This window comes from Wolbachia endosymbiont of Armadillidium vulgare str. wVulC (assembly GCF_001027565.1).
GTDB lineage: Bacteria > Pseudomonadota > Alphaproteobacteria > Rickettsiales > Anaplasmataceae > Wolbachia.
Map to the genome: position 1 here is coordinate 91,644 of NZ_ALWU01000001.1, position 21,682 is coordinate 113,325.

22 protein-coding genes and 1 pseudogene are annotated in these 21,682 nt (G+C 33.5%); 11 read left to right on the forward strand and 12 right to left on the reverse strand.

Annotation, left to right across the window (positions count from 1 at the left end):
- Nucleotides 1-127 precede the first annotated feature (127 nt).
- The 6 genes from wVul_RS00420 to secG form a co-directional block, all read right to left on the reverse strand.
- Nucleotides 128-2,119 carry an FAD-dependent oxidoreductase gene (locus wVul_RS00420; protein WP_047758717.1) on the reverse strand — a complete coding sequence of 664 codons (1,992 nt, stop codon included), beginning with the start codon at nt 2,117-2,119 and terminating at the stop codon, nt 128-130.
- Between the two features lie 235 nt (nt 2,120-2,354).
- Entirely contained in the window at nt 2,355-3,176 is an 822-nt protein-coding gene (locus tag wVul_RS00425; RefSeq protein ID WP_153295360.1) for a hypothetical protein, read from the reverse strand.
- Between the two features lie 198 nt (nt 3,177-3,374).
- Nucleotides 3,375-3,782: a nucleoside deaminase gene (locus tag wVul_RS00430; protein ID WP_047758719.1), complete on the reverse strand. Its 408-nt coding sequence runs from the start codon at nt 3,780-3,782 to the stop codon at nt 3,375-3,377.
- A 17-nt stretch (nt 3,783-3,799) separates the two neighbouring features.
- Nucleotides 3,800-4,093: a hypothetical protein gene (locus wVul_RS00435; protein WP_047758720.1), complete on the reverse strand. Its 294-nt coding sequence runs from the start codon at nt 4,091-4,093 to the stop codon at nt 3,800-3,802.
- Nucleotides 4,094-4,123: 30 nt separating this feature from the next.
- Entirely contained in the window at nt 4,124-5,731 is a 1,608-nt protein-coding gene (locus tag wVul_RS00440; protein ID WP_047758721.1) for a CTP synthase, read from the reverse strand.
- Nucleotides 5,731-6,051, reverse strand: a complete 321-nt coding sequence (gene secG / locus wVul_RS00445; protein ID WP_047759060.1) for a preprotein translocase subunit SecG — start codon at nt 6,049-6,051, stop codon at nt 5,731-5,733. The genes wVul_RS00440 and secG overlap by 1 nt, the downstream gene beginning before the upstream one ends.
- Nucleotides 6,052-6,167: 116 nt before the next feature.
- Between secG and wVul_RS00450 the strand changes: the two genes are divergently transcribed.
- Nucleotides 6,168-6,692, forward strand: coding sequence for a gamma carbonic anhydrase family protein (locus wVul_RS00450; RefSeq protein WP_047758722.1), 525 nt, complete (start codon nt 6,168-6,170; stop codon nt 6,690-6,692).
- Here wVul_RS00450 and wVul_RS00455 read toward each other — a convergent pair.
- From wVul_RS00455 to wVul_RS07995, 4 genes are all read right to left on the reverse strand, one after another.
- The gene (locus wVul_RS00455) at nt 6,682-7,047 is read right to left on the reverse strand and encodes a hypothetical protein (RefSeq protein WP_047758723.1); all 366 of its coding nucleotides are present in this window, start codon (nt 7,045-7,047) and stop codon (nt 6,682-6,684) included. The two genes, wVul_RS00450 and wVul_RS00455, sit on opposite strands and share 11 nt — an antisense overlap.
- Nucleotides 7,048-7,098: 51 nt before the next feature.
- Nucleotides 7,099-7,809, reverse strand: a complete 711-nt coding sequence (locus wVul_RS00460; protein WP_153295362.1) for a hypothetical protein — start codon at nt 7,807-7,809, stop codon at nt 7,099-7,101.
- A gap of 223 nt (nt 7,810-8,032) precedes the next feature.
- On the reverse strand, nt 8,033-8,800 hold the full coding sequence (locus wVul_RS00465) for a hypothetical protein (protein ID WP_047758724.1): 768 nt from the start codon (nt 8,798-8,800) through the stop codon (nt 8,033-8,035).
- A gap of 730 nt (nt 8,801-9,530) precedes the next feature.
- Nucleotides 9,531-9,692: a hypothetical protein gene (locus tag wVul_RS07995; protein WP_153295364.1), complete on the reverse strand. Its 162-nt coding sequence runs from the start codon at nt 9,690-9,692 to the stop codon at nt 9,531-9,533.
- Between wVul_RS07995 and wVul_RS08000 the strand changes: the two are divergent.
- From wVul_RS08000 to wVul_RS09620, 8 genes and pseudogenes are all read left to right on the forward strand, one after another.
- Nucleotides 9,692-10,365: pseudogene (locus wVul_RS08000) on the forward strand (transposase); the annotation flags it as partial. The gene wVul_RS07995 and the pseudogene wVul_RS08000 overlap by 1 nt on opposite strands.
- Before the next feature lie 47 nt (nt 10,366-10,412).
- Nucleotides 10,413-10,955: a CDP-diacylglycerol--glycerol-3-phosphate 3-phosphatidyltransferase gene (gene pgsA / locus wVul_RS00485; RefSeq protein WP_047758726.1), complete on the forward strand. Its 543-nt coding sequence runs from the start codon at nt 10,413-10,415 to the stop codon at nt 10,953-10,955.
- Between the two features lie 89 nt (nt 10,956-11,044).
- Nucleotides 11,045-12,025 carry a hypothetical protein gene (locus wVul_RS00490; RefSeq protein ID WP_047758727.1) on the forward strand — a complete coding sequence of 327 codons (981 nt, stop codon included), beginning with the start codon at nt 11,045-11,047 and terminating at the stop codon, nt 12,023-12,025.
- Nucleotides 12,026-12,093: 68 nt separating this feature from the next.
- Entirely contained in the window at nt 12,094-12,780 is a 687-nt protein-coding gene (locus wVul_RS00495) for an outer membrane protein assembly factor BamD (protein WP_047758728.1), read from the forward strand.
- 7 nt (nt 12,781-12,787) lie between these two features.
- Nucleotides 12,788-13,519: a YebC/PmpR family DNA-binding transcriptional regulator gene (locus tag wVul_RS00500; protein ID WP_047758729.1), complete on the forward strand. Its 732-nt coding sequence runs from the start codon at nt 12,788-12,790 to the stop codon at nt 13,517-13,519.
- A complete protein-coding gene (locus tag wVul_RS00505) occupies nt 13,516-14,697 on the forward strand; it encodes a peptidoglycan DD-metalloendopeptidase family protein (protein WP_047758730.1) in 1,182 nt (393 codons plus the stop codon). The genes wVul_RS00500 and wVul_RS00505 overlap by 4 nt, the downstream gene beginning before the upstream one ends.
- On the forward strand, nt 14,681-15,544 hold the full coding sequence (locus wVul_RS00510; protein ID WP_047758731.1) for an SPFH domain-containing protein: 864 nt from the start codon (nt 14,681-14,683) through the stop codon (nt 15,542-15,544). Before wVul_RS00505 ends, wVul_RS00510 begins: the two co-directional genes overlap by 17 nt.
- A 121-nt stretch (nt 15,545-15,665) precedes the next feature.
- Nucleotides 15,666-15,842, forward strand: a complete 177-nt coding sequence (locus wVul_RS09620; RefSeq protein ID WP_237350145.1) for a PQ-loop domain-containing transporter — start codon at nt 15,666-15,668, stop codon at nt 15,840-15,842.
- Nucleotides 15,843-16,334: 492 nt separating this feature from the next.
- Here wVul_RS09620 and wVul_RS08015 read toward each other — a convergent pair whose 3' ends face one another.
- Both wVul_RS08015 and wVul_RS00520 read right to left on the reverse strand, forming a co-directional pair.
- Complete coding sequence (locus tag wVul_RS08015) at nt 16,335-17,786, reverse strand: ankyrin repeat domain-containing protein (RefSeq protein WP_153295366.1); 1,452 nt, start codon at nt 17,784-17,786, stop codon at nt 16,335-16,337.
- A 78-nt stretch (nt 17,787-17,864) separates the two neighbouring features.
- Entirely contained in the window at nt 17,865-19,019 is a 1,155-nt protein-coding gene (locus wVul_RS00520) for a Bcr/CflA family efflux MFS transporter (protein WP_047758732.1), read from the reverse strand.
- Between the two features lie 125 nt (nt 19,020-19,144).
- Between wVul_RS00520 and ubiE the strand changes: the two genes are divergently transcribed.
- Together ubiE and wVul_RS00530 are read left to right on the forward strand one after the other, a co-directional pair.
- On the forward strand, nt 19,145-19,843 hold the full coding sequence (ubiE, locus tag wVul_RS00525) for a bifunctional demethylmenaquinone methyltransferase/2-methoxy-6-polyprenyl-1,4-benzoquinol methylase UbiE (protein WP_047758733.1): 699 nt from the start codon (nt 19,145-19,147) through the stop codon (nt 19,841-19,843).
- A 602-nt stretch (nt 19,844-20,445) separates the two neighbouring features.
- Nucleotides 20,446-21,552, forward strand: a complete 1,107-nt coding sequence (locus tag wVul_RS00530; protein ID WP_047758734.1) for a D-alanyl-D-alanine carboxypeptidase family protein — start codon at nt 20,446-20,448, stop codon at nt 21,550-21,552.
- Nucleotides 21,553-21,682 lie beyond the last annotated feature (130 nt).

Here is a 21,682-nt window from a genome sequence, read left to right on the forward strand (position 1 = left end):
GATTGGATGCCTTTTTGATCCTGCATAAAATATTTTTTTCATAATAAATTATTGAACAACATCTCTTATTATGAATAAATCACAAAAAGAGATGAAAACGTGACAGAATTGAAGAATATCAATTTACCTAATAGTGAGTCTTATAAGGATTTTGTAATGTATTACTATCTTTTACATTATCAATAACTGTGCCTACTACACTCTGTGATTTAGTTCTTTCTTTTTTCTCTGGAGTTTTTAAAGCAGTTTTTTCTTGCTCTGGAGTTTGACTCTGTGTTAAAGCACTTTCCTCGTTCATTAAGCCTGTGGCCCCACTTTGCTTTAGAATATTATTGCTAATTAAGTTTACAATAAAGTGCAGTTCGACATCTTTTTTTATAAAAGGTTCTGTTATTTTTGTCAGTTCATTTATTGCATTTATCTTCTCAACAGGGGACGTATCTTCTGCACATATATTTGCTAGCTGATTTAATAACTTATCTTTTTTAAGAGCATTATCACTAAAAATACTGATAATAAACTCTTTTATTTTTTTGATATATTTCAGAAAGAAATTCCTTGTTTTACCTAGCAAAGTTTTACTCTCCACTTCTTTCTGTGATTCTTTATACTTATTTAGTAATTTTGCAACTAAATCTATCGTTTTTTGCTTATCTACATTAGCACCTGATATATTTTCCTTTTTTATAATTTCAAAACAGTTTGAGAAAAACTCATAATTCTTTTTATATAATGGACGTACATATACTCTTTCTTTTATGCTCTCACCTGCTACAGCAGAAGAAACAGTAAACTTGCTTATTAATTTCGCTAAAAAATTGTATCGAATGTTTTTGTGCTTATTGCCTTTTATTTCATTTTTTATACCTCTATCTCTTTCTAGCTCAAACTCCTGCAGCACGTATTTCCAATTATCTAACCTTTTATTGAGCTTATCTAATTCACGGCTGATTTGTTTGTGTTCAGCTCCAAAAAATCCAGTCAGCTTTTCTGTTTTGCGGCTTGTTGCATTATAATAAAAGCAGCCATAGCGATTTACTTTGGTTACCACTAAGTATGAATTTCTTCCATAAGCTTTATGCACTTCTACAGGATTTAGATGTGGATTATCTTGCCTAAATTGTCCTTTAATTTCCTCAGTCTCCTTCTTGCTTAAATCGTGTATTTCAATTTTTCCATAACAGCTCGATAATTTCATAAAGAATTTTAAAGCATATTCCAAACCAAAATTTAAAGACCTAAAGAACGCTAAATTAACTGCTGCATCACCAAGGCAAATATAATGATCTTCACTCCTCTTTTTAGCATAGCCGCAATTTATTTCTATCTTTTTTACTACTACACTATTTAGGTCTACTTCCCAATCCTTCAGTATAAGAGTTGATATGATAGAAGATATCGGATAAAGTATTTTGTCTGGCACTTGATTAGAAGCTTGAAAAGGATATAAAGGGTTTGTGTTTATATTAGGATAATTTTGATCAAATGTCTTTGCTAGCTCATTACTTATAAAGACCGGAATTGTTACATCAGTCACTTCACTTTCATGTTTACTTGCCACAATATCAGCAAGCTTTATATCTCCAATATTCTTCATTACTTGATGCAAAGCAGTAGGCTTACCATTCTTTGCTTTAAGGTTGATGTACATTGCATGTTGAAGTGGAATAGTAACCATGTTATCTCGATTGCTGCCGAATTTATTAGTCCGAAGCATGCTATTACTTCCTGTACAATCCAGTATTATTGGATTCTCATCCTTATGCTTTTCATCTACTTCCTCAAAGCTTTTTACTTTCTCCATTTTATACTCAACATTGCCAGTTGATAGTGCTTCTTCTTTGAACTTTTTTTCTAGATTTTTTATAACTATCTTATTGCCACTTTTCTTTAAGTCCTTGTTCAGCTCTTCAAAGAATTTACTATCTATCTCCAATCTATCAAAGATTTGCTGAACCTTTTTAAAAAATCCATTATCTATTTTGACGTTAATCTCTCTTGTAAATTCTTCACGTTTTTCATAAACAGTAACTTTTACACCAAGCCGTGAAGTTAGCACTGCCATAAACGACCCAACTGGACCAGAACCAACTATAACTACATGACCAACATTAGACATTACTTTCCCCACTTTTTTAATGGTACTACTATAGCATAAATGTCAATTTAGTCAATATTGAAAATTTATAAACATGGATCAATCTTCTGAAATTCTTTGTTTTTTCTACGCTAATTTTAATAGCATTTCTACTTTTCTTTCTATACTATTCTTAGCGTGATGCAAACTTTAGTATGGTTATATAAATTAAGCAAGTATCCTTCTGTATTTTTCGTAAAACATTAACTAAAGAAGTTTAGCTAGCACTTAAGTTAATGGTAGATGGATTAAGCCGGTAGCCTGACCAGTTACATGCTTGTATCACATCATCGCGTTTTATATTTAGTCCCAAGGTGCTAGCTAGCTTTTCTGCTATTGTTTTTTGCATTCTATTAAGAGGTCTGCGTACTTGCTGTTCTGGGTCTTCAATACCTAAACTATCTGCTATTTGAATGATACTAAGAAATTTATATTCTTTAGCTGCTTCCAAATCACGTAAAAATTGTTTAAGTAATACTCTAAAGATGCGGATGCTTGAAGTTGCTTGTTTGCCTATAATTTCAACGTCATTAACATAAATAGTATTATCTATAATTTTCAACCTTAATATTTTTTTCTCCTGATGAACTGTTTTTTGTAGTGGAATACAAGGAAATGCTTGAAAAGAAACGTTAGGTAATAATTCTGGTACTCCTTTTTCAACTGCTTCGCTTAGTATTTGATCTAGAGTTCGACATTCGCAAATTAAATCAGCCATAGGAACAATGTATAGATTTAACAACGATTTAAAGTTTTTTTCGTTGAAACTGATCAAAGCAGTAGGATTAGTTTTGAGCTTATCTAAAGTTAGATATGATTTATCAGAACAACAATCCGAAATAATTAAGCTGACAAGGCTTGTGCCAACAATAACATAATAAACCCCTGTTGCTACTTTATTCGAAGTGATGTTTAAATTTGCCAATTGTTCTTCAAACCATTCAATAACTTTCAAATGATTAACATTTATCTCTAGAGAATGGTAACGTTGCTTCTCGTAGGTATCAGGCAGGATATCACGATTACAGAGGTCATACATTATGGGGTCATCATATTCCTCATCATATTCCTCATCGTAGTCACTTGCGATTTCTAGCCTATTGTCACAGAAGGGATCTATGGAAAAACTCCTTATGAAAAGTACTTAGAACTTATTTATCAGACTCCACTGCAGTTGATACAATTATAATACAGATTTTACTCAAAAAATATTGAAATACTCTCTATGAATCACTCACTAAGCTCTTAGTTTCTCAAAGAAATCTTTTAACAAAAGAGAACATTCTGTTTCCAATATTCCACCATAAACTTCAGGTATGTGGGTACAGAATTGAAATATTTTAGCACCGTTTTCAACTCCTCCGCCTTTGGGATTGTAAGCTCCAAAGTACAACCGTTTAATTCTTGCAAAAGAGATAGCCTGAGCACACATCGGGCACGGCTCTAACGTTACATACATGTCAGCATCATAAAGTACTGATGTTGAAAATGCTTTTCTAATCGTTAACATTTCTGCATGTGCAGTTGGGTCATTAGATATATTGTGTGCAGAGGAGATGATATTGTTTCTACTCACTATTACAGCACCTATTGGCACCTCACCATTTTTCTGAGCAAGTTTGGCTTGCTCTATGGCAAATTCCATGTATTGGTACTTAAACATTAGGTGCTTAGACAAATATAATTTTCTTTTCTTGATTTTTCTATTTTTTGTAGATTATAGACTTTACTAGAGACCATTGTCCTTTTTACAGGGCCTCGCTTTAAATATTTTTTTATTTCTTCTACCGATTTGAGTTCGTTTACGGCTACACCTACTTCTTCCATTATATCAATTATGTCCTCTATAACTTGATCCTCCTCTAATTTATATATTATTTGCTCTATATGCCTATGCAACTTCTCGAAGGTTACAGGTCTATATGTGATGGTGTCTTTACTGTTTCCTAGTAGCATTTTTTACCTCTCTATTCAGAATCTTATCTATTAAGTTCTATTGTCAATAGCTGCCTTAATAAATGATGTAAAGAGAGGATGAGGAGAAAACGGCTTTGATTGAAATTCTGGATGAAACTGCACACCAATAAACCACGGATGATTCTCTAACTCCACTGCCTCTATGCACGTTCCATCTTCTGATATGCCACTGCATAGAAGCCCATTTTTTTCCAAATCATCTTTATAATCTGAATTGATTATGTATCTATGCCTATGCCTTTCTGAAATAGTAGTGTTACTATATACATCCATCATTTTAGAGTTTGCATTTATATTACACTTGTACGCCCCAAGTCTCATGGTTCCACCAAGATCGTCGTCCTGATCGCCAGCTAACTTAACGATTGGATGTTTACAGTTATGAAATTCTTCAGAGTGTGCATCTTCAAGCTTAATAACATTGCGAGCAAATTCAATTACTGCGAGCTGCATACCAAGACATATTCCTAAAAATGGAATATTATTTGTACGGGCATAGTTTATTGCTAATATTTTACCTTCTACTCCATTATCACCAAATCCCCCTGGAACAAGGATTGCATGAGAATTCCGTAGTTTTTCTCTTATAAACTTTTCATCTATAGATTTTCCATTCTCTTCTCTTGAGTTGACCCAATTTACCTTTATTCTGGCTTTATTGCTAATTGCGCCATGATTTAGTGCTTCAATCAGTGATTTATATGCGTCAGGAAATTCAGTATATTTCCCTATTATGGAAACAATAACTTCTTGTGTTGGGTGTCTCATAGAGTGTACTATTTTGTCCCATTTAGTTAAGCGTGGTTTTGGCTTACTCAAATGAAAGTGGTCCAAAATTTGTGTACCAAGCCCACATTGATTATACAAGATCGGCAGCTCATATATATGATTTATATCAGGAGCAGGTATTACATTAGATAAGGAAACATTGCAAAGATTAGCTATCTTTTCTTTTTGATTATCGGAAATTTCTTTTTCACAGCGACATACTATAATATCCGGTTGTAATCCCGCAAAGTTTAATTCTCGAACTGAATGCTGTGTCGGCTTCGTTTTTAATTCTTGCGCTGCAGTGAGATATGGTATTAAAGTTAAGTGGATAAGGATAACTTTTTGCTTTCCTAATTTGTAATTAACTTGGCGTATGGCTTCCAAAAACGGTTGGCTTTCAATATCACCTACAGTTCCACCTATTTCACATATTATAAAATCTAAATCTTCCGTACCATTAAAAATAAACAACTTAATTAAATCTGTCACATGAGGAATGATTTGTACAGTTTTGCCTGAATAATCACCACGTCTCTCTCTCTTTAGTAACTCATGGTACACTTTACCAGTTGTTATATTATCGTCTTTAGTTGCTTTAATTCCAGTAAAACGCTCATAATGCCCAAGGTCTAAATCAGTTTCGGCGCCATCCTCAGTAACGAATACTTCCCCGTGCTGAGTTGGACTCATTGTTCCAGGATCAATGTTTAGATATGGATCAAGTTTTCTAATATGGATTTTAAAGCCGTATTCTTGAAGAAGTGCACCTACGCTTGAAGCAACTAAACCTTTACCAAGCGATGATACAACCCCACCTGTAACAAAAATAAATTTAGCCTCTTTCATTAATTTTCAAATGGAACAGAAGTGGATTTGTTTTCTTGTTTTTTTTCTAATATAATCTTTTCTGCAATCGATTTTTTATGTACGTCTTTTGAGCATAATCCTGACAATAGCAATGTGTTTATAATAAATAATCCAGCAACTATAGCCGTTATTCTGCTGAGTGGATTTTCAGAAGACTTTACTGGAATTATCGAATTGACTCCTTGCTGTGAACTACTAAAGCCACTTAATGAACTACTTCCAGGTGGCTGTAGGAGCACTAAAATTACCAATACAACAACTAATATTATTTGAAGTACACTGAGTACTGTTACTGACATTATGAGTAGAGCTAAAAATAAAGATTTTAGGAGCGTAAGGCTCATAAGTCAAGAATATCTTTACCCGAGTAACTTGACTACTGGAATCCAAATATGTATTAAACCTTATTTAAATTATGAGCTATCACATTTTAAAATATAAAGATTATGAACCAAAAATAGATGAAAGTTCTTTTATTGCAGGTGGTGTGTGTATCATAGGTAAGGTTGAAATAGGAAGGAATTCGAGCATCTGGTTTAATTGTGTGGTTAGAGGAGATGTCGGATCAATCAAAATAGGCGATGGAACGAATATTCAAGATGGTACCGTAATTCATGTAGATAGAAACCCAGGTGGTGATACGATTATTGGCAGTATGGTGACAGTAGGACATTTTTGCGTATTACACGCATGCACGGTGCATGATAAAGCGTTTATTGGTATGGGCTCTACCATAATGGATCATGCGATTGTGGAGTCTGGAGCTATGGTAGCTGCTGGCTCACTGGTGACACATGGAAAAGTGATAAAAAGTGGGGAAATATGGGCTGGCAGGCCAGCAAAATTCTTCAAAAAGATGTCAAGTGAAGAAATAAACCACATTACACAATCTGCACAAAATTATATCATGCTAATGAAAGAATATAAAACTACATGTTAGGCTGAAACCTTTGACTCTGATACACATTTTCCACATCAACTACTTCGAAATGTTCAGGATCATGATCCACTTTTTCTTTAACTTCTACTTTACTGTTTTGTAATTCATTAATTATTTTACCATTTATTAAAATATCTCTAATATGAAAACTCGTCTTCTCCTTTTTACCTATTACTTTATCTAGTATATCATTAACTATGTTACCAAAAATTGATGATACGCAAGGAATTTCTAGTGTTTTAATAGTGGATTTTTCATCTTTTAAATTCTTTATACTTTCTGGAATAGCATTTTTATTGATTGAGAGACTTAAACTTTGCCCTTCTGATAACTTGATTGTAAAAGTGGGAAACAAAGCTTTCGGTATTCTACTTGACTTCTTTGTCTCACTTTCTTTTATTTTGTTTCAAACAGTACGATGTAGAAACCAGAAATTAGGATTAAGGTTGATACTATCTGGCTTCTCTAGAAGCATTACTATACCAGGCGTGCTTATATCACCATTTTTATTTCTATACTGGAAAAGATAGTCTATTGACTCTTGCTTTTTACTTTCAAAATAAAATGGCATCCATAGCCGCATGTGATTAGAACTAATTTTGATACTAGATTGCTTACTCTCAAGATTTAGTGTACAAGCTCTACTTTCTCTATCATTGCTTAGCTGAAGACTTGCAAGTTGATAATTACCATCATTATAATGCCCAGACAATTTGTTTACTGAATGTTCAAATATTGCAATTGCAAAAGTATTTGAATGGTTAATAAATTCTTGTACCCTTCGCAAATTTTTAGCACTATAAAAATTATTGCTTTCATCTCTTTCTATGTTAGCACTATTTTCCTGTTCATCCAAACTCTCAACAGCGTCAAAGTATTCCTCTCTATCTAATTCTTGCTCTTCTAGATCATCATACCATATATCCTCTAAATCAGTTTCATTATCTTGCGCTTCTATTTTGTTCTCTATACTTATTTTTTTTGTATGGTCATTTCCATTGCTAGCGGTTGTTTGATGATGTGTGTTGTGAATTTGAAAGAAGCTCTTTATTTTTAATATTAAGCTAATCCATGAAAGCCTGATTTGATTAATTAGCAATCTAAAGCCTTTCATCATTTTTTACCTCTAAACATACTACTAAAAATTGTAACAGAATAAGTTAAATATGTCAATAAGATACACGAACACTTGCCTAGTTGTACTAGCTAGGACTTAATGGCAACACTTAACAACTTTGTGAACTTCAACATAGGAGTTTTCTGCATTTCAACCAAATTAAAAGGAGAACATCGTTGATGTTCTCCTTTTAAGAAGCAACTTAAAAAGAATTGATAAAATTTTATCCATCAGATTGAGGAAGTGAATGACTAGTACTACTTATGTGTGATTCTCTTGATTCATCTACTTTAGTATTAGGTTCTATTGTTTTATATGTAACGTAACCGGCTACGAGTGCAGATACTGCTGCCATACTGATTATTGCTAACATACTTAGTCTAGTTGTATGCTCAAGTACAGTACTTGTTACCAACCCAGCAGCAAGACTAACACCAATAACAGTAGTGTACAACATTCTAGGATTTGAATTAGGCATATAGCTCACTAACTCTCTGCAACACTCTGCTGATTCTTTCTTTATGTCCTTGAGCTTATTTAGATCTTCTTCTTTTATTTTAGCACTTAATTCTAGTTTCTTATATAATTCTTGCATTTCTTTTGCTTGCTTTTCTATTTGTTCAGCAAATTTTATTGTTTTTCCTCCTCGTAATTGTGTTATTTTTTCCTTAAGTAGTAACATTGGTATTGGCGTTGCTATTTCTTGTACCTCTTCTTCTATTTCCTCTCCCAACTTCACTATTTTTTCTATTTCTTCTTCTGACAGTTTTTCTGAAATTTCATGGTCTTTTTTTAATTCTATTTCAAGCCGTCTTTTTTTTAATTCTACTCTTGTATCTTCTAATACTTTTGATGCATTCCATAGCTTTTCACCAGAATTCCGACTCCGTTTTGGTAACATGGACTGATTATTTTTGAACTTTTTTGGCGACACAGACTGAGTTTTACTTTCTTTGAGCACCTTTGCCCTTTCACTAGAGTTCATACCCATAAATAAACCTCGCATATTAAATAATACTATTACATAGTACCTTCAAAGCTCAAAGTCAAATAGTATCTTTACATAAATAACTCATAAACAGAAAATTTTAGTCATATTTACTCTGTACTATGGTTTGAGATGGAATAATAACTTGCTTCAAACGTGGGAAGGCAGTACAACTATGTCAAGTTACTGAACTCTCATTTGCTATTCCTTGTGGTTCTTGTGTTCCATAAAGTTGAGCACTAGGTTTAAGTGCTACACTGGTAGCTATGAGTACAGATATTTTTTGTATTAAACAAGACTTAACTTAAAAAAAGTAAGTTAAAACAACATAAAAAAAGGAGTGTTAGATATGAGAAACAAAAATACTGAAACCAAAATTAGGATTATCAAAACAGCTTGGTCAATCGGCCGCTACAGTGGGGCTAGAGACATTTTTAGTCAGAACTGTGATGCCTGCGTTCCTTTGGCCTAAGGTCAGAATAAATTTGAGTGGATTTCCCAATGCGTCAACAAGTGCATGAATTTCAGTTCTCCGCCCTAAGGCCTCTTGAGCCTGAGAATCTTTTCTATATCCAGCTGAACATGAATGAGATCTGATGATTGTTCCATCAATTATGGAGATTTCCAAATCTGGATCTTGTTGTGCATACTTAAGTAATTTTACCAAAATTCCCTTTTCGCACCACTTTTTAAACCTCCTATGTATACTCCTGTAATTACCGTAAATTCTTGGTCATTGGCAGCCATTTTGCCACACTGCTTCCATAAATATTCTTAACTTCTCCTCATTTTTACTGTGTATTCCTTTTGTGCTCTTTAAAAATGCAAAATTTGCTTCCAAATTTCTTTTTTTATGTGATATTTCATACGGTAACTTCTCTATATTTATGATCATATAGAGAAGAACACTTGTTTGTATTGAAACAAGAATATGCAGCATATACTTTTTTTCAAACCGAATGTGATAAAAGTATAGAAAATTACTATAAAATATTTGAAACAAAGTTGAATGAGAACGGAACATTGAATAAAATAAAAAAGCGGAAGCAGAAGAATAGTCCAGATTTTGCCGTAGACGAAGATTTATATCGAATAACGGGAATGGATTTTACTAAAGTTCCAAGACTTGATGTATTAAGTGTACAGACTATCATTTCAGAAACAGGTATAAATCGCAATAAATGGCAGACAGAAAAGCATTTTTCTTCATGGCTCGGGTTGAGTCCTACTAATAAAATTACAGGAGGGAAAATTATTGGAACAAGAACACGTAAGGTTATAAATCGTGCTGCGAATGCCTTGCTGTGTATCAAGACTGCACTTGGTGCATACTGCAGGAGGTTTTAAAGAAGCGACTAGAGATACCGAAAGCAATTACTGCTACAGCAAGAAAATTGGCATGTATTTTTTACAATATGCTAAAATATGGAAAAGAATATGTAGAAAAAGGAATTGATTATTATGAGAAACTTTATCAAGACAGGGTTATGAAAAATCTAAGTAGAAAAGCTTCTGAATTTGGCTATATCCTGGTAAAAAAAGATGAGTTAGTTCAAGGAGTTTCTTAGGAGAAAGGATCAGTTAATTGAAGGAGTTTATTAGGAGAGTGATGTACATGCTTAAGAAAAACGTGCCTAATTTGCTAACAATTTCTCGTGCGCTCGCAATACCGGCAATAATATTAAGCTTTTATATAGAAAGTAAGTATGCAAATCTAATAACAATATTGATCTTTATGTTTGCGTGCATTACAGATTTTTTTGATGGTTATTTAGCGCGTGCATGGAAAGTCCAATCGAATTTTGGCAAGTTATTTGATCCAATTGCCGATAAGTTAGTAGTAGTTTCAACAATAATCATGCTAGTCTATAAGCAAAAGATAGATGATGTTACAATTATACCGTCAGTTATAATTGTTTGTAGGGAGATATTAGTTTCAGGTCTGCGGGAGTTTTTGATAGCTAAGAACGTTATCCTACCTGTGAGCAAAGCTGGGAAAATTAAAACATTTTTGCAGATGGTTGCCGTAGTAGCGCTAATAATGAGTGATTATGAAGCAACTAAATATGTAGGTGTGATTTGTTTGTGGGTTGCGGCTATTATGACTGTGTGGTCAGGTTATAATTACGTTCTAGTTGGCATCAAACAGATTGACTGAATTGCTTAAAAGCAGTTAATAATTTCATAATATTGACTGAGTAGTTAAAATCCTGTATAATGTATTAGTTCATAAATTAGTCGATTCATATGACTATTATTACTGCAGATAGCCTTAATACTAAGCACTTCTCTAAAGGATCAGGATTTGGAAAAGATGCTACAGTGGAGGATTTTTTTCGGGATTTTTGGTCAGGAATCGAAGAAGAAGTAGAAAGGAAAAAGAAACTTGAACAGGAGTTATTAACACTCGAAGAAGAAAAAAAAAAGAAGAAGCTAGAACAAGAGTTATTAACGTTAAAAAAAAGAGAGCTACATAGAAAATATGTATCATTGGCAACAATGGTTCCATTTGCATTATTTATGGCTATTGAACTGGAAAAAACATGTAGCGATCAGGTATTACTTGGCGTGATAAGTGGTGCGCTAAGCCACACTATATTACCTTTCATGGTCCTATCTCTTATTTGTACGCTATATTTAATTTACAATAATAGGAAAATAGCACAAAAAGAACGAGAGTTGGAGAATATTGAAAGGGGAGAAAAAGAAAAGAGAGACTCTCCTTATACAATTGATGATTACTTTAACTATGCTGATGCTGCTTTAGTTACATTAGTTATTGTGGCCAGCATAGTAAGCGAAGCATTGGAACAAGGAATAATAGAAGACGTAGTTTTTTCAATTTCCAGTCTATTTTACTTTGTGGCGAGTGCTACTCTCTGCTATTGTGAGTACAAGAAAAGTAAAAAACATGAGGTAGAAAAAGAGCAAGGCTTTGATGATAGGTCTGAAAAAAAGACAAGCAATATGTCTGCGGCTAAGTTAATTTTTGCTGGTTCTTCTTTATTACTAGTAAGGAAGATAATGTTAGTAGCATTAGCATCATCTGCTGTTGGACCTGCTTTAGGTCTAGTAGGTATTGCTCTTTTGATGGCAGGAAGTGGATTGATCATACATTCTTATAGTAGAAAGCTAGAGGACGTAGAAGTGAGTGGAAAAGGTGTTTCAACAGGTGCTGGTGCGGGTAATGTAAGGAATGGTGGCCAAGAGCCGCTTTTTGCTCGATGATAATTTCAAAAATTTGTTTATTTAGATAATATTTAGTCTATACTTTACTTTGATTGAAAAAAAATCTTATGTATAAGACTTTAACCATATGCTTTTTTCTTCTAATTTCCCCCTTTACGCAGTCGTATGCGAATGATCTTGAACACACTGAGGCCGAACTATACGAGGAAGCAGTTAGGCTTTTTGACGAGAAAAAATATAAGCAAGCTATTAGAGCATTTCAAAAGATAGAGGATTTGTATCCTTTGTCTTATTGGGCAATGAAAGCAAAATTATTGTCTGGAGTTTCTCACTATAATATGGGTAACTACAGCAGTGCTGGAAGTGATATGGATGATTATATATACACTTATTCAAATGGTGAAGATTTACCATATATATATTACTTAAGAGTATTATCTTATTACATGCAAATTAACAAAGTGCAGCTTGGGCAACAAATTGCATATAAAACCTTAGAGCTAGCTACTGAGTACATTAACCTTTTCCCAGATAGCGAGTATATAGACGAGATCAAAGAAAAAGCAAAATTAATCACAGAACATATATCAAAAAAAGAGTATTCTATTGGTGGATTTTATTTAAGGCGTGGTGAATATTTAGCGGCAATTAAACGTTTTCAAAATATGGTAAGCGATAAAGATTCTCAATATTTTCCTAGAATTATTAACCATTTAATCTCGGCTTACTTAGCTCTTGGCCTTGACTTAGAAGCTGAGCAGTATAAAAGTATGTTAGCAGAAGGTCTGAATTAGTTTTCTTATGGCTGGTCATTCACAATTTTCAAATATAAAACACCGGAAAGGCGCTCAGGATGCAAAGCGCTCTCAAAAATTTACAAAGCTCATTAGAGAAATAACAGTTGCTGCAAAACAAGGGCTGCCTGATTCTGCACGTCTTCGCTCTGCTATATTTGCTGCGCGTAAGGAAAATCTACCAAAAGATAAAATAGAAACAGCAATAAAAAATGCAACTGGTAACGTTGCTGGAGAAAATTATGAAGAAATACAATATGAAGGCTGCGGACCTTATGGTACTGCACTTATTGTTCATGCCCTAACAAATAACCGCAACCGAACTGCTTCTGAGATACGTTATATCTTTTCTCGCAAGGGCGGTAATTTGGGGGAAACAGGAGGTGTAAGTTACCTTTTCGATCATGTAGGCTTGATTATCTATAAAGCAGAGGGTATGAATTTTGAAGATTTATTTAACTTTGGAATTGAATCAGAAGTATTGAATGTTGAGGAGAATAACTCAGAAGGATTGTATATTATAACTTGTGAAGTAAAAGAATTTGGTAGAGTGCGTGATGCTTTCTATACAAAATTTGGAGAACCAGAACTTGCTCGTCTTTCATGGCAGCCAAAAGATCTGATTAAAGTTAGCGATAAAGAATTAATTGATAAATTATCTGCATTAGTTGAAGAATTAGAAGATAATGACGATGTGCAGTATGTGGAAGGTAATTTTATTTTTGCTGATGAACTATGAGGCTGGTAATACTTCTGCTGCTTTGTGCTTTACCAGCATATGCTACTGAAACATCTGCACAGCGTGTAGGGTGTCATCCCAGTGCCCAGACACTGGGATCCAGAAAAATTCAAGCACACTATGCAGCATTGTCAGTCAAAGAGCTGGATTCCAGTGTCAGCTACTTTCATGACACCACCCGCAAATTGCAATGTTCGTGCAGTTGTATGCCCAGACACTGGAATTCAATTACAAATGGACACACCAAGAGATTGTATAATAAAAACTGGATTCCAGTGTCAAGCACTGGAATGACAGAAAGCAACCTAAACCACTTTCCAGCGTTACTTCAGCACGGGATCAGGAAAAAAAAAGCTACAGAAAGTGATAGAAAGTTGTTATTCATATCCAGTGACATAAAATCCTCTTTTTTTGACACAGAAGGTTTGGCGCCAAATACAGTGATGAGATTAATCGACATATATAAAGGTTATGGTATAGATTTTAAAAAAGACATTGTGCCAAAAAGTAAGTTGGAGGTTCTTTTTGAGAAATCGCTCGGTAATCAGAAAGCTGAAGAAAAAATTTTATATACTTCACTGATAACAGATAAAAAGGCCATTAGCTTGTATCATTATGAATCACAGAGCGGCAAAGGGGGGTACTTTAATAAAGAGGGGATAAGCTTAACAAGTAGCGAAATTTTCGTAAGTCCTTTAAACGGAGATTATCGTATATCTTCGAAATTTGGTAATAGAAAGCATCCTATTCGCGGTAAAGTTGTTTTTCATAAAGGAGTAGATTATGCAGCTAAACTTGGCACTCCTATACATGCTGCTGCAGAGGGTATAATAGAATATATAGGAAATAACGGAGGTTACGGCAAGTATATTAAAGTAAAACATGAAAATGGGTATTCAACCTGTTACGCGCATATAAGTAAATTTAGTAGTGATATAAAGTTAGGCTCTAAAATAAAGCAGGGTCAGGTTATAGCTTATGTTGGCAGCACTGGTGTTGCAACAGGACCTCATTTACATTATGAAGTTATGTATAATGGTAAGCACATTGATCCGCTTACAATAGCTCATAGAACTGAGATAAAGTTGCCTGATCGTGAATTAAGAGAGTTTAAATTATTTGTAAGTAAGGTAGATAAAATAATCAGCAGAGAGGGTGCAAGTGAAAAAGAAATCTGATGAAAACAGTACAGATAAAAATACGATAAATGATAGAAATTTAAAGGCTTTTCCTGTACTAATAGCGCTAGGATTAGTTTTATTGGTACTTTTTGTAGCGTATGACAGTACAATTGCGCTTGGGGTTACTGCTGTTTCAATATTGGCTTTTTCTCAAGGATTTTTCATTAATGATCCTAATGAAGCAAGAGTGATAGAGTTTTTTGGTCATTATATCGGAACTTATTTTAAATCTGGAATATGTGTAACGCTTCCCTTTTCAAACAAACATGTTGTTTCTCTGAAATTTCAGAATATCAATACAGAAAAAATAAAAGTGAATGATGCAAATGGGAGCCCAATAGAAATATCAGTAGTGATTGTTTGGAGAGTTAGCAGTCCTGCAAAGGCATATTATAATGTTAATAATTATCATGAATTCGTTTTTGTGCAAAGTGACTCAGTAATTAGAGAATTGGCAAGCAATTATCCTTATGACAGCGAAAGCGATGAGGAATCTTTGCGTAAAAATTCTGACAGAATTTCGAATGAATTGCGGTCAATGTTACAACAAAGATTGAATATTGCTGGAATTGAGATTGCAGAAGCGAGAATATCGCATTTGGCGTATTCATCTGAGATTGCACAAGCAATGCTGAGGCGTCAACAAGCACATGCCATCACCTCTGCAAGAAAGCATATAGTGCAAAATGCAATAGGAATTATCGAAGAAGTAATAGCCCATTTTGAAAAAAATAAAAGCTTACAATTGGATGGAAAACAAAAGGTTCAATTGATAAACAATTTGCTAGTTGCTCTGATCTCTGAGCAGGATGCACAGCCGACTATTAGTTTGGATAATAATTAGCTTAGGTATACTTTTAATTCTTTTTGATTTAAGCTATATAATTATTATAGTTTAGTAATAGTTTAAAGACATTCAATATTATCAACATTTTAAATTTAATATATTAATAAAAGGAGGGTGTATGTATATAAGCATAGGAAAGTGCTTCGGTTTCATTGCATTAATTTCGTCTCTAGTTGGATTATTACCTCAAGTGTATAAATCATATATTACTAAACTTACTCGTGATATATCGATGCTGATAATTTTGTTATTTGTTCATCTTCTTGGCTTATCTATGGTCTCTATGAGGGGTTAACTTTTATTGTGCTTAGCAATATTGCTGGGCTAATAATTAACTTAACATTAATCATACAAAAATGTTATTACGATGCAAAATCTGCATCATCTACATTGTAGCATAAAACAACAATATCGTTAGTGATAGCAATAGAAGCAGTAAATGATGCTGGTGTGCATTGAGTTAAGACATTAAGTAAAAAAAGCAGAAAAACCGTGTTAACACTAATCTAAAAACTACAGGCGCCTGTTATTAGCTAAAGTAAAGGTCAAGTATCTGGAATTCTAGGCATAAAATCCTCCTGTGTAAAAAAGATTCAGAGTACACATACAACAGATATCGCTGAAGTTTTTACTGAAAAATTGGTTGAAAGGTCTGCAGACCGAGATAGATTTTGAGCTCTCTAAATATCTCCACTATCATTATAATGGCATCTTGAGTATGCGGAAGCAATTTTTTCATTAAAATAAAAAATTTTATTCTACAGCTAATAAAAATTAAGATATTCTTTTATATGATATCATCGGAATTCTCTTGATAGTTTGCTAGCTCCTCTCCTCCTGAGTTACTCAGTTGTTCTAACACAGTTGGTGGTTCATCAGATCCAAACAACCATGAAAAAAAGCCACCAAAAAATGATCCTATTAAAGAAAAAGGTTTCATAAGTATACTAAACAAATTACCAAAAAAAGAGCTCGGCTGTTCTTCACTTATTGATGATTCACTTTGTGGACTAACACTATTTTGTTTGGGCATATTAAGTGCTTTATCAGTAGGATGTCCATTATCAGCAGCTTCAATTTTTACGTCATTTCCTTCTTCTGCACTGATCTCCTGTGGTTCTTCCTTTTGTTCTTGTAAACTTAGTTGGGCATTACCTTCTTGTCCAACATCTTCCTCTTGACCTACTTCATTATCTGTCGATACTGAACTGTCATCAGTTTTTTCTGCGGCTTTTTTTAATAGAGCTTTTATTTCTTCTGCGCTAGCTAAATCAAAAGGAGTATTTCCATCTTCATCTTTTGCATTAACATCTGCTCCTTTTCCTAATAGAATTTGTACTATCTTCACATGGCCCATTTCAGCGGCATAATGTAAAGGGGTCTTTTCACTTTCATCCATTGCATTAACATCTGTTCCCTTATCTAGTCTATCTTCTAGCTGCTGAGAAAGACTGTACTTAGCAAATAAGTGTAAGGGAGTCGCTTTATATAATTCTAGTTTAACTTCATCAATACCATTGCGTTCGTTAAAGTATATTACAGAACTAAGTCTTGTTTTATTATTTATATCAGTAACAATCGCTATGTAATCTGAATCATTTTTAACAAAATCTTTTCCTAGTGATTGATAATGATCAATAATTTTCTTTTTTATTGATTGATGAGATCTTTTAATATTTTCTATAATTTCATTTGCTTCTTCTTGTGAAAAGCTGAAAGCGAAAGATTCATAATCTTTGTAGTCACTAGAAATTTTTGCTTCTAGAAGGGTATAAACTTCATTGCTTGCTGGCGAAAAAAGTGTTTCTCTTTGTGAAAAGCTGAAAGCTGGAGGATATACACTGTAGTTAAAACCTTTATATTTAAACTTAAGTGGACCAGTTCCAATAAAATTTAGATCGTAATCACTTTCTTTTAGTTGTGATAAAAAATTATTCCATTTACTTTCATCAAACTCGTTGTAACGAGGCCATGAGTAAATCAATACTTTATCTTTATCTAGATCGTAATCATTTTTAAATCGTGCATGAATACTGTTTGGCCGTTCGAATGCATAATTATATTCTTTTCCAAAGTCTTTGATATTAAGAACGTCAACTGACATACCAGGGACATCATTGCTGATATGTTTTAAGAAGATTTCCCCAACTTTATGAGTCTTTCTAGCTAATCGAGCTTTCTCACCCTGATTTAGTATGGAGCTGTTATAATATTTATAATCAAAAGAATTGCCACTCATCCTACGCTTCTCTATAAAATTGTATTATTATAGTAAAGTAGTTAATAATTTATGAGCTCTGGGTTATACAAATAATGGTTATTCTCCGTGTTTCTCAGTATATTTGAGTAAACTATATATAAGAATTGCTATTATAGAACATGCAACTGTTAACAGTAGATTCGGTAAAATACCATAACGAAAAAATTTCCCTACTATATATATTCCAATAGCTCCAAACATCATATTGCAGAATGAGAGGACTGCACTACCAAGACCTATACCTTTGATTGTTTCTAAAGCAGAAGTTACGTTATTGCTGATTACAAGTGCAAGCCCGATATTGCTTGGAATCCAAATAATTTGAAGAATAAGTATGCTCAATTTGTTTATGAGATAAAAATATATCAACAAACCATCGGATATTATCGGTAATACCAAACCTATGATTAGCATCTTGCTCACTCCTATTTTTGGTACATACCTTCTATTGATTAAAGTGCCAATTATGTAAAATATAACTATAATTGATATGAGATAGCCAAAATATTGTACTTCAACGCCTATTGATTCAAATATGAACGGGTAATTAGCAATGTACGCCCAAAGCCACATAAAAGTCAATCCATGAATGGCTGAAAACCCAAGGAAACGATAATTCTTGAACATTGACATATACTGCTTGAAGATATTGATGGCTATGTTGGTTTGGTTTTTACTTACAGTGAGCGTTTCTTGCAGCTTCAAGTAAATAAAAATGAGCATAACAATTGCTGCAATTGATATGATAAGAAACAAAAATTTCCAACTATAACCATGTGAAATTATATAACTGCCTATCACTGGAGCTATTCCAGGTGAAAGTGCTACTACCATATTTAACTTTGAGATTACTCTTGAGTATTCACTACCTGAGTACATATCCCTGATTGCTGCATATCCGACAACGCCTGCAACACCAGCTCCTGCTCCTTGTATAAAACGGATTAATATTAAAAGTATAATATTATCAGCTACGCAACACATGATACTTGCCAAAGTAAAAATTGCCATACCAATCAGCATTATTAGGCGCCTACCGTAATAGTCTGACAGTGGGCCATAAATTAATCCAGATATTGCAAATCCTACTAAATTTAAACTGATTGTAAGCTGCGCTATATTACCTTCCACCTTAAAATAATTGGCAATACTTGGCAATGCAACTGAGTATAGGTCTGTTGCCATATCGACAATTGCTACAGACAATATCATAATAAGAGAGATGATATTTTGTGAAAAAGCTGTCAACACTAATGATTTACTGGATTAAATATGTTTAATTGTAGTATATTTTTCTCATTAGTATATTAATTTAACTGCTAATCTCTGTATAAAATATGGATAAATCACAATTAGTTAAAGAGGTTTTCGATTCTGTAGCTAATCGCTATGACATCATGAATGATATAATGAGTCTTGGAATGCATAGGCTATGGAAGGAGAAGATGGTAAGTAGTGTGCATTTTAAAAAGAACTCCAAGGTTTTGGACATTGCTGGAGGAACCGGAGATATAGCTATAAGAATAGCAAAAGGGGAACCAAGTGCTCAAGTTACAGTATGTGATATAAATCAAAACATGCTAAACAGAGGATGTGACAAAGCTATAAATTCAAATCAGCTCAATTTCAATTGGGTATGTGCAAATGCAGAGAGTTTACCATTTGAAGATTCTGAATTTGATTATTATACAGTAGCTTTTGGTATTCGAAATTTTTCTGACCGCAAGAAGGCTTTAAGTGAAGCATATAGGGTATTGAAGCCAGATGGGAAATTTATTTGCTTGGAGTTTGCCCCTATGCATTATCAAAATGAGATATTCACCAAATTTTATGACTTATACTCATTTAAAGTAATTCCTAAAATTGGCAGCATAGTTGCTAAAGACAAGAGTTCTTATGAATATCTAGTAAGAAGCATCAGAGAATTTCCAACTCAGACTAATTTTAAAATGGAAATTGAAGAGGTAGGCTTTAGGAATGTTGAGTTTTGTAATATGAGCTATGGAATAGTGGCATTACACATTGGAACAAAATGAATATTAAACTCTGGTCTGGCCAGTAGTTTTTTTATTACACAATTCATAATAAACATAGGGGTAACATTGAGCATTTTCCCAACTACCGGCATAACTCTTCAGCTATGGTGGCTCTTCTCTTCTATCTTCGAGCATTGCAATAGAAGAAGTAGGAACTCATGACTCTCTAATGAGTAAAGACAGGCTGTATGCAAAATTGATGAAGATAGGGTAGAAATTTAAATCATAATGTTGTTAATATGCTGGATTTGGCAATCAAGTTATTAAATTTTTATGCTTTATAATAGTTCTATAATGTTTTTAGTGGGAAAGGCTACATCAAGTGCACAGCTGTACGAACATTGTGGCAATTCGCGTAGTAAATGGTCAGTGCGTGACACTGATCATCAGAAACATTGTATTTTAACATTACTTTTATACTCTTAAATTTAACTGGATACTAGTCTGGCATCCTACAGATAATGTTTGTACAATTGGCATCAAGTGCTGGAATGACAACAAAGGTGAGTTTTTGTCTTTTACTTAAATGGTAAGAGATTTATTGAAATACTCCTGCAAAATCATACTATTAATTAGTACACTATAAATTTAAAATTATAAATATGTTAAGCAAATTAGTAACTTTGCTATTAATTTTTATATTCCCCTTTGACTCATACTCGTACCAGTTTAGAACCAAAGCAAAGCAAGCAGTCGTTTTAGATTTAGCTTCAGACTCGTTCATTTTTGACCATAATTCTAGCGAAAAAATGGCTCCATCTTCAATGAGCAAGTTAATGACTTTATATGTGGCTTTCGATTATCTAAAGGCTGGAATAATAAACATGGAAGATAAATTTCGAGTAAGTAGAAAAGCATGGGAAAGGAAAGGCTCTTCTATGTTCCTAAAAGAAGGTCAATCTGTGACAGTAAAAGAACTACTTGAAGGGATTACAATTGCCTCAGGTAATGATGCATGCATAGTGCTAGCCGAGGGTATTGCAGGATCAGAAGAGAATTTTGTTGCTGAAATGAATGAAGTTGCACGAGATTTGAATCTTAATGATAGTCATTTTGTCAACTCAAGCGGGTGGCCAGATGAAGATCACTTTATGAGCGCAAAAGACTTGGTAACACTGGCAAAAAGGATTTTTACTGATTTTCCTGAATATTATGATCTATTTTCTGAACAATACTTGACATATAACAACATTGTACAAAAAAATAAAAATCTTTTACTTTTCCATGATATTGGAGTTGATGGTCTAAAGACAGGTCATACGAGTGCTGGTGGTTATGGCATTATAGCATCTGCAAAACGGAACGATAGGAGAATTTTTGCTGTTGTAAATGGTTTAAACACTGAAAAAGAGCGAATAGAAGAAGCCAAAAGACTAATACAATATTCCTTAAATCATTTTCACAGCAAGAAAATATTTGCTAAGGATAGTGTAGTTGAAGAAATAAATATTATTTATGGAAAAGATAAAAAAGTGCCTGTTACAGTTGCAAACGATGTTACCATAACTTATAACCGCAAATTACACGACAAAATTAAAGTGCGTATTGAATATAAAGATATGGTACCTGCACCAATTAAAAAAGGTCAAGAAGTGGGCAAAATCTTCGTAGAAATACCGGGTACTGAGCAACAAACTATACCTGTTTATGCAGCAAATGATGTACAAGAGTTGAATTATATAAAAAAAATTTTTAGAAAGTTGTTTTAATCAGCAAACATAAGTTAAGGAGACCAGAAAGAATATTTAAATGACAGCTAGGTACCCGTTCAGATGCATGGCAAATATTGAAACCCATGCTTCTTTTCTTGTCACCTAAGTAGCCTCTATTCAAGTAGCC